This is a genomic window from Pseudomonas sp. PK-RTE-24, from assembly GCF_054052265.1.
Genome location: NZ_CM133224.1, coordinates 3,952,845 through 3,966,074, shown reverse-complemented (window position 1 = coordinate 3,966,074; position 13,230 = coordinate 3,952,845). Strand labels below are relative to the sequence as shown.

Genomic DNA, 13,230 nt, shown 5'->3' with positions numbered 1-13,230 from the left:
CAATGCTGAATGTGCCGACCTCTTCGCGAGCAGGCTCGCTCCCACACTGGAAATCGTGGTGTGTCTTCAGAACACCGACCAGCCAATCCTTGAGCTCAGCAACTCCAGCGCCGCCATCCCCGCCAGCGAGTTGCCGGCGGCGTTCAACTCCGGCGACCACACGCACACGCTGAACTGTCCCGGCACTACCGCAACGATGCCGCCGCCGACCCCGCTCTTGCCTGGCAAGCCGACGCGATAGGCGAAATTGCCCGCCTCGTCGTACAAACCGCTTGTAGCCATGATCGAGTTGACCTGCTGGGTCTGGCGGCGCGTCAGGATCTGCTCGCCGCTGTGCTTGCAGAAACCGTCATTGGCCAGAAAGCAGAACGCCCGGGCCAGATCGATGCAATTCATCCGCAGTGCGCAGTGGCTGAAATAGCTGCGCAACACCGCCTCGACATCGTTGTGAAAGTTGCCGAACGACTGCATCAGATAGGCCATCGCCGCATTGCGCGCGCGATGCTGATATTCGGAGTCGGCGACCTTGCCGTCGATCATGATTTGCGGGTTGCCCGACAGACGCCGGACGAAGTCGCGCATCGACAGTGTCGGCGCGGCGAAGCGCGACTGGTTGATGTCGCAGATCACCAGCGCACCGGCATTGATGAACGGATTGCGCGGGCGGCCGCGCTCGAATTCCAGTTGCACCAGCGAGTTGAACGGCTGGCCGGACGGCTCGTGGCCAAGCCGCTCCCAGATCGCTTCGCCGGAATGATCGATGGCCTGCACCAGGCTGAATACCTTGGAAATACTCTGCACCGAGAACGGCGTTTCAGCGTCGCCGGCGCAATACATTTCGCCATCGTTACTGTACACGGCGATGCCCAACTGGTTGGCCGGTACCGTGCCGAGGGCGGGAATATAGTCAGCAACTTTGCCCTGCCCGATCAGGGGCCGGACGGCGTCAAGGATCTCGTTCAACAGCGCTTGCATGCCGGGTTCCGAAAGTCTCGCCCCATGGGATCGCGGGGACACTGGGGCTAGACGCTGCGCCCGCCGGTCGCATCACACCGGCAAGCATCCAGCAGAATGTTCTAGGCTGAACCGGACCATTCAGACACAGGAGAGCACCATGCACCTCGAAGGCTCCTGCCATTGCGGCGAAGTCACGTTCAGCCTCGACAGCGCCCATCCTTACCCCTATCAACGCTGCTATTGCTCGATTTGCCGCAAGACTCAGGGCGGCGGCGGTTATGCGATCAACCTTGGCGGCGACGCGACCACTCTCAAGGTTCGCGGGCGCAAAAACATCAGCATTTATCACGCGAAGATGAAAGCTGACGGCGACAAGCGCGCCCATCGCAGCAGCGCCGAGCGCCACTTCTGTTCGCTGTGCGGCAGCGGCCTGTGGCTGTTCAGCCCGGAGTGGCCAGAGCTGATTCACCCATTCGCCTCGGCGATCGACACGCCACTGCCGGTGCCGCCGGAACACACGCACCTGATGCTTGGCTCGAAAGCGCCGTGGGTCGAGGTGGAGGCCAAGCCGAAGGATCAGCAGTTTGATGAATATCCTGAAGAATCGATCGCCCAGTGGCATGAGCGACTCGGTGTAACTCGCTGAACACCGCGCCCTTCGCGAGCAGGCTCGCTCCCACATTTGGAATGCGATCCCCTGTGGGAGCGAGCCTGCTCGCGAAGGGGCCGGGTCAGGCAATATCAATCAGTCCAGATGCGCCCAGGTCATCCTGAACAACGCCCCGCCCCACACCGAGTCGCCAACCTCAACCTGCCCGCCATGGGACTGCGACACCCGCCGCACCAGCGCCAGGCCCAGTCCGAAACCACCGGTGCGCCGATCACGGCTGGCATCCAGTCGGGAAAACGGTTCGAAGATTTTTTCCCGTCCCTCCAGCGGCACACCCGGCCCGTCATCGCTGACCCGCACTTCATAGTCATCGCCATTGCGCAGCAGCGACACCTCGACGCGCTGCTCGGCGTAGCGAATGGCATTACGTAAAAGGTTGATCACCGCGCGCGCCATGAAGCGCGGCTCGATGCTTACGGTGTCGACCTGGCAACCCGCGATCGTCAACTGCACGCCCACTGCTTCGGCCTCAAGCGCCACACTGCCGACAACGCTGTCGAGCCAGTCGGCCGCATGAATATTCTCCCGTTTGATCACTGTCGCGCCGTGTTCAAGGCTGGCGTAGGTCAGCAGCTCCGAGACCATCTCCTCCAGCTCACCGAGGTCGGCATACATGTCGGCGATCAGCTCGCGATTCTGGCTCGCGTCCGGTTGCTGTTTGAGCTGATCGAGCTCAAAAGAAAGCCGCGCAATCGGTGTGCGCAATTCGTGCGACACCGCATTGGTCAGCTCGCGCTGATTGGCGATCAAGCCCTCGATGCGCGCCGCCATCAGATTGAAGTGCTCGGCCAGATCGCGGATGTTTGAGCGCCGCGACAACTGGATGCGCACCGACAGATCGTTGTCGCCGAAACGCTCGGCCGCCAGCCGCAGCTTTTCCAGATCGCGCCAGTGCGGGCGCACCCAGAAAAACAGAACGATGCCGATCAGCACTGCGAGCATCATGTACGCCGCGGTGATGTAGAACGGCATCAGGCTCGGCTCCGGCGGCAGCTTGATGCTGAGCAATTGCGAGCCGCCATCGATGTTGCTGATGAACTGCGTGTAATCGTCGCGGATCACCAACAGGTTCCGCGCGAGCTCGGCTTTTTCCTGCGGTGTCAGGGCCAGTTGATCGGCCTCGACCAGACTCAGCGACAGACCATAGTGCGCGCGCAATGAATCGAGTTTCTGTTCACGCTCGGCCCCTTGGCGGCCTTGCAGATGATCGACCAGCGACCACGCCTGACCGCGCACGGCTTCACGGTTGTAATCCTGCGTCTGGCTGTCGAGCAACGCGTTGAAGGTGTGCTCGACCGTCTGCAACGCCAGCACCAGCCCTACCGTCATCACCAGAAACAGCCCGAGGAACAAACGCAGCATCTACAGCTCCCACGCGAACGGATTGAACAGATAGCCCTTGCCCCACACGGTCTTGATGCACACCGGCTCGCGAGGGTTGTCCTTGAGCTTGTTGCGCAACTTGCTGATGTAGACGTCGACGCTGCGATTGAGGCCGTCGAAAGCGATGCCGCGCATGCGATTGAGAATGTCATCGCGGGAAAGAATCTTGCCTGCCGCGCTGGCGAGCAACCAGAGCAATTCGAACTCCATGGTGGTCAGCTCGATCAGCTCACCGGTCAAGCGCACTTCACGGCAACTGCGGTCGATGCTCAATTGCCCGAACTCAAGAAAACTCACCACGCTGCTGTCCGGCGTCTGCCGCCGTTGCAGCGCACGCAGCCGCGCGAGCAGTACCGGCGGCTTGATCGGTTTGATCACGTAATCGTCAGCGCCGGACTCCAGACCGAGGATGTGATCGAGATCGTCTTCCTTGGCGGTGAGGATCACGATCGGCGTGTCCGAGACACTGCGAATTTCCCGACAGACCTGCAAACCGCTCTGCCCCGGCAACATCAGGTCGAGCACCAGCACTTTCGGCTTGAATTCCAGGAATGCAGCCATGGCGAGATCGCCGCGATGCACCGTGCGCACCTCGTAGCCCTGTTGTTCAAGAAAGTGTGCGATCAGTGCGGCGAGACGCTCATCGTCTTCGACCAGCAGGACTTTGCCGAAACCCAGGTTATCCATAACGATCGTTGCCAAGCCAAACGTGGAAGGGCCGATATTATGCTGGCATTCATCGCACAGGCGATGACGGCAGACAGCAAAAACCGGCCACTTGGGCCGGTTTTCGGTGATGTTTCATACTTTTAAGATTTTTTTACAATCCGACAATGATGTCCGATTGAATTGCGGACCTCTGTAGGAGCTGCCGAAGGCTGCGATATTTTGATTTTCGATTTGTAACAACAAGATCAAAAGATCGCAGCCTGCGGCAGCTCCTACCCGATCATGCGGCGACCGGCACGCCGCTGTGGAAGCGGAACTCCTCGTCCGGCGACTCGATCAGTTCCTGCTCGGCCACACGGACGCGCTCGATCACCTGCGCGACATCCTTGGCATCACCATACTGATAGGCCAGTTTCAGATAACCCTGAAAGTGCCGCGCCTCGCTTTTCAGCAGGCCGAAATAGAACTTGCCCAGCTCTTCATCCAGATGCGGCACCAGTGCTTCGAAGCGTTCGCAACTGCGTGCTTCGATGAACGCGCCAACCACCAGTGTGTCGACCAGTTTCACCGGTTCGTGGCTGCGCACCACTTTGCGCAGGCCCGAGGCGTAACGGCCGGCGTGCAGCTGACGCAGCTCGATCTTGCGCCGTTTCATGATGCGCATGACCTGCTCGTGGTGCACCAGTTCTTCCCGGGCCAGGCGCGACATCATGTTGATCAGGTCGACGTGGGCGTGGTACTTGGCAATCAGGCTCAGCGCCGTGCTGGCAGCCTTGAACTCGCAGTTCTTGTGGTCGATCAGCAGGGTTTCCTGGTCGGCCAATGCCGCCTGGACCCAGGCGTCGGGGGTGCGGCAGCCAAGGAATTCGTGGATTTCGGGAAGGATCATGGGGCTCACGGTAAAAGGTGTTCGAGCGAAGGGCGCCGATTATACCGGCCTGTCCGCAGACCACCAGCGGGGGCTGTTGATATGCATCAAGTCGCAGACGTTCGGGTAGCAACTATAGTTGTGCAACGCCGTGCCTTTTCTTTGCTGGAGACTCCGCTCATGCAAGCCATTCGCAGCATTCTGGTGGTCATCGAACCTGAACATGCAGAAAGCCTGGCGCTCAAACGCGCAAAGCTGATCGCCGGTGTCACTCAGGCCCATCTGCATCTTCTGGTGTGCGACAAGAAGCATGACCACGCCGGCCTGCTCAGTGTGCTCAAGGCGGCGTTGCTAGCCGAAGGGTACAGCGTGACCACCGAACAGGCATGGAACGAGAGCCTGCACGAAACCATCATCGATGTGCAGCAGGCCGAGGGTTGCGGCCTGGTGATCAAACAGCACTTCCCCGACAGCTCGCTGAAAAAAGCCCTGCTGACCCCGGCCGACTGGAAGCTGCTGCGCCACTGCCCTACCCCGGTGCTGCTGGTCAAAACCGCCGGTTCGTGGAAAGACAAAGTGATTCTCGCCGCCGTCGATGTCGGCAATGCCGATGGTGAGCATCGGCATCTGCACAGCACCATCATTGATCACGGCTACGACATCGCCAGTCTGGCCAAGGCGCATCTGCATGTGATCACCGCGCATCCGTCGCCGATGCTCTCGGCGGCAGACCCGACGTTTCAGCTCAAATCGACCATAGAAGCCAAATACCGCGAGCAGTGCCGGGCGTTTCAGGCGGAGTTCGATGTCGATGACGAGCACCTGCACATCGAGGAAGGCCCGGCGGATGTGTTGATCCCGTTCATGGCGCACAAGCTCCAGGCGGCAGTAACGGTTATTGGCACGGTGGCGCGCAGTGGTTTGTCAGGCGCGTTAATCGGCAATACGGCGGAAGCGGTGCTGGATACCCTGGAAAGCGATGTGCTGGTGCTCAAGCCGCAGGAGGTTGAGGATCATCTGGTGGAACTGGCCGTAAAACATTAAGAGCAAAAGATCGCAGCCTTCGGCAGCTCCTACAGGTAGAACGCATTCCCATGTAGGAGCTGCCGAAGGCTGCGATCTTTTGCTGTTCAGGCGCCAAAGGCGTCTTTGAGAAAGCCGGGGGCGATATAGCGCTGATAATGCGCTTCCGACAGCAGGAAGAATTCCCGATCAATGGCATCGCGCAGTTCCGGCAGGTTCCAGTCGCGGAATTCCGGCAGCAACACCATCCCGTACGCCTCGAGATTAATGATCACCCGCGCCCCCCTGGCGATCAGCTGGTAGGCCCAGCAATATTCCGACTGATGCGGTACGAAACGGATCTTGCGCTGTTCGAGCTGCTCGCGCAGGCGCGCCGGATCGAAGATCTCGACTTTGCTCGCCATCACTTGTGACAGCAATTGCTCCAGACGCAGCCACACCGCACGTTTTTCCTCCTCGTTGTATCCGTTCCAATGGATCACTTCGTGATGGAAACGCTTGCAGCCACGGCACACCAGGTCACCGTAAACGGTGGAGCAGAGGCCGACGCAGGGGGTCTTGATGGTCTGATTGGGCATAAATGGGCAGAACACTGAAACGCGGAACAGGCCGGCATGTTAGCCCTTTGTCGGGCATTGATCACCCCTCAAACAGCAAGGTCTCGCCGGCGTCGCAGGTTTGCTCCGGCCACGCTGATTGCCACGAAAGTCCAATAGAGCGCGACTTACCTTTAAATTTTTTTTGCCGTAGAATCAGCCAGCCTTTTAAGGCGCCAATGTCCGTTAGAAGCTGTTTTCAAAGCGTCACGAGCACAGTCGTTCCTTCAGAGCGGTGTTGGCGAAGGGTTTTTCCAGCGGGGAAAAGCCCAACGCCAACCCTCATCAGCTCCCCGTTCTGCAGGCGTAAAACTTTGAAAGCAGCTTCTGTAAGGAATTGCCGGTAATTCTGGCCGAACGACCCACAACGTCGTGAGGCGCATGAGTACGGCAATTTCGGGATGAGCGTCCCGGACACCCATTTGGGACCACTGATGAGGGTAATAACTGTGCTTGAAGCCTACCGCAAACATATCGAAGAGCGTGCAGCCCTGGGTATCGTTCCCCAGCCGCTTAACGCCGAACAAACAGCAGGCCTGATCGAGCTGCTGAAGAACCCTCCGGCTGGCGAAGAAGCTTTCCTCGTTGACCTGATCACCAATCGCGTACCGCCTGGAGTGGACGAAGCCGCCTACGTCAAGGCCGGTTTCCTGTCTGCCCTGGCCAAAGGCGAAGCCACCTCCCCTCTGCTGGACAAGAAACGCGCTGTAGAACTGCTCGGCACCATGCAGGGCGGCTACAACATCGTCACCCTCGTTGAACTGCTGGACGACGCCGAGCTGGCGCCAGTCGCCGCCGAAGAACTCAAGCACACCCTGCTGATGTTCGACGCCTTCCACGACGTCGCCGAAAAAGCCAAGAACGGCAACGCTCACGCCAAGGCCGTGCTGCAATCCTGGGCTGACGGCGAGTGGTTCAAGAAGCGCCCGGTGCTGGCCGACAAGATCAGCCTGCGCGTATTCAAGGTCACCGGCGAAACCAACACCGACGACCTCTCCCCTGCGCCAGACGCCTGGTCGCGTCCTGATATCCCGCTGCACGCCCTGGCCATGCTGAAAATGGCCCGTGACGGCATCGTTCCGGACGAGCAAGGCAAGACCGGCCCGATGAAGCAGATCGAAGAAATGCGCGGCCAGGGCTTCCCGATCGCCTACGTCGGTGACGTGGTCGGTACCGGTTCCTCGCGTAAATCGGCCACCAACTCGGTGCTGTGGTTCTTCGGCGACGACATCCCGTACGTGCCGAACAAGCGCGCTGGCGGTTTCTGCTTCGGCAGCAAGATCGCTCCGATCTTCTACAACACCATGGAAGATGCCGGCGCCCTGCCGATCGAGTTCGACGTGTCGAACATGAACATGGGCGACGTGATCGATCTGTACCCGCACGCTGGCAAAGTCTGCAAGCACGGTACCGACGAAGTCATCACCACTTTCGAAATGAAAACCCCGGTGCTGCTGGACGAAGTCCGTGCCGGCGGTCGTATCCCGCTGATCATCGGCCGTGGCCTGACCGAGAAGGCTCGCGCCGAATTGGGTCTGCCGCCGTTCGACCTGTTCAAGAAGCCGGAAGCTCCGGCTGAAAGCACCAAGGGTTTCACCCTGGCGCAGAAAATGGTCGGCAAGGCTTGCGGTCTGGCAGAAGGCCAAGGCGTGCGTCCTGGCACCTACTGCGAACCGAAGATGACCACCGTGGGTTCTCAGGACACCACCGGTCCCATGACCCGTGACGAACTGAAAGACCTGGCGTGCCTGGGCTTCTCCGCTGATCTGGTGATGCAGTCGTTCTGCCACACCGCGGCTTATCCAAAGCCGATCGACGTGACCACCCACCACACCCTGCCTGACTTCATCATGACCCGCGGCGGCGTTTCCCTGCGTCCGGGCGACGGCATCATCCACTCGTGGCTGAACCGCATGCTGCTGCCGGACACCGTCGGTACCGGTGGTGACTCGCACACCCGTTTCCCGATGGGCATCTCGTTCCCGGCCGGTTCCGGTCTGGTCGCGTTCGCCGCTGCCACTGGCGTCATGCCGCTGGACATGCCGGAATCGATCCTGGTGCGTTTCAAAGGCAAGATGAAACCTGGCATCACCCTGCGTGACCTGGTTCATGCCATTCCGTACTTCGCTATCCAGAACGGTCTGCTGACCGTCGAGAAGAAAGGCAAGAAAAACGCCTTCTCCGGCCGCATCCTGGAAATCGAAGGTCTGGAAGGTCTGACCCTGGAGCAGGCGTTCGAACTGTCCGACGCCTCGGCCGAACGCTCGGCTGCCGGTTGCACCATCAAGCTGTCGAAAGAGTCGATCACCGAGTACCTGCAGTCCAACATCACCCTGCTGCGCTGGATGATCGGCGAAGGCTACGGCGATGCGCGTACCCTGGAACGTCGTGCTCAAGCGATGGAAGCCTGGATCGCCAATCCTGAGCTGATGGAAGCCGATGCCGACGCCGAATATGCCGAAGTCATCGAAATCGATCTGGCCGAGATCAACGAGCCTGTGCTCTGCGCGCCGAACGATCCGGACGACGCCCGTCTGCTGTCCAGCGTTGCTGGCGAGAAGATCGACGAAGTGTTCATCGGTTCGTGCATGACCAACATCGGTCACTTCCGCGCTGCCGGTAAACTGCTGGATCAGGTCAAGGGTCAGCTGCCAACCCGTCTGTGGCTGTCGCCGCCGACCAAGATGGACGCTCACCAACTGACCGAAGAAGGCTACTACGGCATCTACGGCAAGGCTGGCGCTCGCATGGAAATGCCAGGCTGCTCGCTGTGCATGGGTAACCAGGCACGCGTTGAGCCGAACAGCACCGTGGTCTCGACGTCGACCCGTAACTTCCCGAACCGTCTGGGCGACGGCGCGAACGTCTACCTGGCCTCGGCCGAGCTGGCGTCCGTTGCTTCGATCCTGGGTCGCCTGCCGACCGTCGAGGAGTACATGGAATACGCTGGCAAGATCGACAGCATGGCGGCCGATGTCTACCGCTACCTGTCCTTCGACCAGATCGCCGAGTTCCGTGAAGCTGCTGCGAACGCCAAGATCCCGGTCGTTCAAGCCTAACGCTGCAAGGCCATAAAAAACGCCGCCCATCGTGAGATGAGCGGCGTTTTTTTATGCCTGCCGGGCAAGCATTCTGATCGTTCCCAAGCTCCGCGTTGGAACGCAGCCCCGGACGCTCTGCGTCCCCAAGCGTGACGCAGAGCGTCACAAGAGGCATTCCCACGCAGAGCGTGGGAACGATCAGTCATCAGTGACAGGTCACACAGCCAGCTTGTAAACCAGCGCCGAAATCGCCACCAGACCCACCGCCGTAACAAACACGTTCGACGCCTGCCCGCGATAGCGCGCCATCGCTGGCACTTTGCGAATCGCGTACATCGGCATCAGGAACAGGATTGCCGCAATCACCGGCCCACCGACGGTTTCGATCATGCCCAGGATGCTCGGATCAAGCGTTGCGACGATCCAGCAGATCACCAGCATGAACGCCGCCACGATGCGATCCAGCGCTTTGGCGCCCGGACGCCTGCCGCTCTTGACGATCAGGCCCTTGAGGCCTTCGCTGGCCCCGATGTAATGACCGAGGAACGACTTGGAGATCGCCACAAACGCAATCAACGGCGCCGCAAACTCGATGGTCGGGTTGCTGAAGTGGTTGGCCAGGTACGACAGGATCGAAAGATTCTGCTCTTTTGCCTCAGCCAGTTGCTCTGGCGACAGGGTCAGCACGCAACTGAATACGAAGAACAGCACCAAAATGACCATCAATGCATGAGCGCGCGCGAGGATCTGTGAGCTGCGCTCGTCGGCGTGCACACCGTAACGACGCTTCTGGTCCATCGCGAACGCCGAGATAATCGGCGAATGGTTGAACGAGAACACCATCACCGTAATTGCCAGCCACAGCGTGTGCAGCAGCGCTGACGGCGCCGGCACTTGCGAGGCGGTGGCGAGGATGCCGCCGTTCCAGTGCGGAATCAGGTACACGGCGAGGAACAGCAGCGCAACGATGAACGGATAGACCATCAGGCTCATGGCCTTGACGATCGCCTGCTCACCGCAACGAACCACGGCCAGCAGGCCGAGAATCAGCACGAACGACAGCAATGCGCGCGGTGGCGGCGTGATGTGCAGTTGGTGTTCGAGGAAACTGGCGACCGTGTTGGTCAGGCCGACGCTGTAGATCAGCAGGATCGGGAAGATGGCAAAGAAGTACAGCAGCGTGATCAAGGCACCGGCCTTGATACCGAAATGCTGCTCGACCACTTCGGTGATATCGGCGCCTTCGCGACCGGACAGGACAAAACGGGTCAGGCCACGGTGCGCGTAAAACGTCATCGGAAATGCCAGCAGCGCGAGGATCACCAGCGGCCAGAAGCCACCCAATCCTGCGTTGATCGGCAAAAACAGGGTGCCGGCGCCAATGGCCGTCCCAAACAGTCCCAGCATCCAGGTGGTGTCCTGGCGATTCCAGCTCGAAAGTTCAGCGGGTGCTGCTGCGTCGAAGCGCTTTTCGAGGCTATTGGCCTGATCATTCATCCGGTCGGATCTCCGCATTCCGGTCACTTGCCACTCGGTCAGGACGCGTCGGAAAAAACCGACAGACATGCTCCGGCCGAAACAGGGGCGCGATTCTCCGTGATAAATCAATGCAAGCAAAGACTTAGCTGAGGAATGGTTGTGCGGAGCAGATCCAAGGATGGTCGTTTATAGAAAAAACAAGGTCGTTTATGGATACGTCGGATGCCGCAAACGGATACGTTTTGCACCCACCCATGCGTCATCGAATGCGCCTAGAGCGATATGCCGAGCATGAAACCCAATAAAACGCAGTACAGCCCGAAGCCGAAAAGCAACCAGAGCTTGCCATTTTCGCGCTTGTCTCTATTGCGCACCGCTTCGTCATATTCTGCGAACTCTCGCTCAATTTGCTCCAGTCGTGCCTTACGGTCATATGTGCTCATACTGATTAACCTTTGAATAATGCGCCTGACGGTCGTGAAGCATGAAGACTCACAACTTGAAGAAAAACCCTGCCACTGCGGTGATTGCAGTCAAGACTCCACCAAACACTGCAATTGGATAGAGCTTCGTCTCCCTTGATAACTTTTTCTCTTCAGCCTGAAGCTTTTTCCATTCAGCCACGAGTTTCCTTGATTCGTTTTCCAGCCTGTCTAGCTCCAGATTTTCGCGATCGTTATGGAACATTTGCCCTCCTTGGCTGCTGGCGGATCGGTGTCAGCATTTGCATGCACATCGACGGCTATCGTCATGCCCTTATCATCAAACTGTTCCATTCACGCTGACCAGCAGACGCATCTGCCATCCCCGTAGGCAAAATCCGCGAGTCACGTAAGCCTCCTCATACGAGTGATCCGCAATATTCCAGACCAACTACCTGCCAGAACTCCGCCATTGATCTAGCGTGAGAGAAGCCATAACCCAAGGAGCCTCCCATGCCACTGGTCCGCGTCGACATCCAGCAAAACCCAGACCCCACTTTCGCCAGGCGCATCGGCGAACAGATCTACGCCGCCCTGCGCAGCTGTATCGATGTGCCCGAACACGACAATTTCCAGATTCTCAATGAGCACGATGGTCAGCACTTCGTGTACGACCCTCAATACCTCGGCATCCAGCGCAGCGACGGCGTGGTGTTCATCCAGATCACCATCAGCGAAGGGCGCAGCGTGGAAAAGAAGCAGTTGCTGTTCAAAACCATTGCCGAGAGCCTGCATGCGCAACTGGGTATTCGCCTGGAGGATGTATTCATCAATCTGCTGGAGGTAAAGAAAGAGAACTGGTCGTTTGGCAACGGCATTGCGCAATACGTCAGCTGATTCGCAGCGCCCATGCCTGCGTGCTTGCTTGTTCCACGAACCCGTCCAGAATCAAAGCACCACTGCGCGAATGCAACGATTGCCAAGCCGCTGCGGATTCAGCACTCTGAGTCGACTTTCGCGACCCACCCGCCGCCAATCACAGGAGCCGCGCAATGCCCGCAACCGTTCTGGTACTGGTTGAAACGATCAATGACTATCTGCCGATTCTTGAGCATCAGGGATTCCACCTGATCCTCGCACCAACGCCAGCCGAACGTGCGCAAGCCATCGCCACCCATGGCAGTCGCATCGATGCCGTGCTCACTCGCGGCCCGCTGGGTCTGACCGCGCAAGAGATCAGCGCCCTGCCCGCCCTGAAAATCATCACCGTGATCGGCGCCGGTTATGAACAGGTCGATCTGCAAGCAGCCAGTGACCGTGGCATCACCGTCACCAATGGCGCCGGAGTCAACGCCTCGTCAGTGGCCGATCATGCGATGGCATTGCTGCTGGCATTGGTCCGCGACATCCCGCGCTGCGATGCCGCCGTGCGCCGCGGTGAATGGCCGAAAATCATGCGCCCGTCGCTGGCCGGCAAGCGTCTGGGCATCCTCGGGCTGGGCGCCGTGGGCATGGCGATTGCCAAACGTGCGGAGCTCGGGTTCGACATGCAGGTCAGCTACCACAGCCGCCAGGTGCGCAGCGAAGTCGCTTATGCGTTCTGCTCGACACCGACCGATCTGGCGCGAGCCTCGGACTTCCTGGTCGTTGCCACGCCCGGCGGCATTGGTACGCAACATCTGGTGACGCGAGCAGTGCTCGATGCGCTCGGCCCCAAGGGTTTTATCGTCAACATCGCCCGCGCCAGCGTTATCGCAACGGCAGACCTGATCACCGCACTTGAGCAACGTCGTATCGCCGGCGCAGCGCTGGACGTGTTCGATCACGAACCGGAAGTGCCCGACGCCCTGAAACACCTCAGCAACGTTGTGCTAACCCCACACGTCGCCGGGTTGTCCCCTGAAGCCACGCAAGGCACCGTTGAACTGGTGGGGAAAAACCTGATGGCGTTTTTCTCCGGGCAACCGGTGCTGACTCCCGTCGCCTTGCCGCCCAAGTTGAACAACCAGCGCGTGCATTAACGCGCGTGGCATCGTCGAACCGCGCCGATCTTTGCCCCATTCTCAAAGTTGATTATCCAGCAACACGCTAACCTATAAGACCGACCCGCGCTTGTGAGCAC

At 59.4% G+C, this 13,230-nt stretch carries 13 protein-coding genes; 5 read left to right on the top strand and 8 right to left on the bottom strand.

All coding sequences use genetic code 11. The annotated features are described in order from the left end of the window. Positions 1-66 precede the first annotated feature (66 nt). Positions 67-975, bottom strand: coding sequence for a glutaminase B (gene glsB, locus ACV8MC_RS17965; protein WP_024013269.1), 909 nt, complete (start codon positions 973-975; stop codon positions 67-69). A gap of 139 nt (positions 976-1,114) precedes the next feature. Here glsB and ACV8MC_RS17960 point away from each other — a divergent pair, with 139 nt between their 5' ends. Next, entirely contained in the window at positions 1,115-1,603 is a 489-nt protein-coding gene (locus ACV8MC_RS17960) for a GFA family protein (protein WP_137214906.1), read from the top strand. A gap of 99 nt (positions 1,604-1,702) precedes the next feature. Here ACV8MC_RS17960 and ACV8MC_RS17955 read toward each other — a convergent pair whose 3' ends face one another. The 3 genes from ACV8MC_RS17955 to miaE form a co-directional block, all read right to left on the bottom strand. Continuing rightward, a complete protein-coding gene (locus ACV8MC_RS17955; protein WP_095180248.1) occupies positions 1,703-2,989 on the bottom strand; it encodes an ATP-binding protein in 1,287 nt (428 codons plus the stop codon). Further along, on the bottom strand, positions 2,990-3,697 hold the full coding sequence (locus tag ACV8MC_RS17950) for a response regulator (RefSeq protein WP_252886374.1): 708 nt from the start codon (positions 3,695-3,697) through the stop codon (positions 2,990-2,992). Positions 3,698-3,959: 262 nt separating this feature from the next. Next, a complete protein-coding gene (gene miaE, locus ACV8MC_RS17945; protein ID WP_056789213.1) occupies positions 3,960-4,568 on the bottom strand; it encodes a tRNA-(ms[2]io[6]A)-hydroxylase in 609 nt (202 codons plus the stop codon). Positions 4,569-4,727: 159 nt separating this feature from the next. On the opposite strand from miaE, the gene ACV8MC_RS17940 reads away from it, so the two are divergent. Continuing rightward, positions 4,728-5,591 (top strand): universal stress protein, encoded by an 864-nt coding sequence (locus ACV8MC_RS17940; protein ID WP_041480840.1) that lies wholly within the window; start codon positions 4,728-4,730, stop codon positions 5,589-5,591. Positions 5,592-5,677: 86 nt separating this feature from the next. Here ACV8MC_RS17940 and ACV8MC_RS17935 read toward each other — a convergent pair whose 3' ends face one another. Beyond that, positions 5,678-6,148 carry a DUF1289 domain-containing protein gene (locus ACV8MC_RS17935; RefSeq protein ID WP_024013275.1) on the bottom strand — a complete coding sequence of 157 codons (471 nt, stop codon included), beginning with the start codon at positions 6,146-6,148 and terminating at the stop codon, positions 5,678-5,680. A gap of 467 nt (positions 6,149-6,615) precedes the next feature. Between ACV8MC_RS17935 and acnB the strand changes: the two genes are divergently transcribed. Beyond that, positions 6,616-9,225 carry a bifunctional aconitate hydratase 2/2-methylisocitrate dehydratase gene (acnB, locus tag ACV8MC_RS17930; RefSeq protein ID WP_150635890.1) on the top strand — a complete coding sequence of 870 codons (2,610 nt, stop codon included), beginning with the start codon at positions 6,616-6,618 and terminating at the stop codon, positions 9,223-9,225. Positions 9,226-9,423: 198 nt separating this feature from the next. Here the strand turns inward: acnB and ACV8MC_RS17925 are convergent, their stop codons facing one another. From ACV8MC_RS17925 to ACV8MC_RS17915, 3 genes are all read right to left on the bottom strand, one after another. Continuing rightward, on the bottom strand, positions 9,424-10,704 hold the full coding sequence (locus ACV8MC_RS17925; RefSeq protein ID WP_024013278.1) for an HAAAP family serine/threonine permease: 1,281 nt from the start codon (positions 10,702-10,704) through the stop codon (positions 9,424-9,426). A 254-nt stretch (positions 10,705-10,958) separates the two neighbouring features. Then, positions 10,959-11,129: a hypothetical protein gene (locus ACV8MC_RS17920; protein ID WP_163032915.1), complete on the bottom strand. Its 171-nt coding sequence runs from the start codon at positions 11,127-11,129 to the stop codon at positions 10,959-10,961. A gap of 49 nt (positions 11,130-11,178) precedes the next feature. Continuing rightward, on the bottom strand, positions 11,179-11,373 hold the full coding sequence (locus ACV8MC_RS17915) for an FtsB/FtsL family cell division protein (RefSeq protein ID WP_056789207.1): 195 nt from the start codon (positions 11,371-11,373) through the stop codon (positions 11,179-11,181). A gap of 248 nt (positions 11,374-11,621) precedes the next feature. Between ACV8MC_RS17915 and ACV8MC_RS17910 the strand changes: the two genes are divergently transcribed. Both ACV8MC_RS17910 and ACV8MC_RS17905 read left to right on the top strand, forming a co-directional pair. Further along, complete coding sequence (locus ACV8MC_RS17910) at positions 11,622-12,005, top strand: tautomerase family protein (RefSeq protein ID WP_236168648.1); 384 nt, start codon at positions 11,622-11,624, stop codon at positions 12,003-12,005. A 155-nt stretch (positions 12,006-12,160) separates the two neighbouring features. Beyond that, positions 12,161-13,129, top strand: a complete 969-nt coding sequence (locus ACV8MC_RS17905; protein WP_305380979.1) for a 2-hydroxyacid dehydrogenase — start codon at positions 12,161-12,163, stop codon at positions 13,127-13,129. Positions 13,130-13,230: the final 101 nt, after the last annotated feature.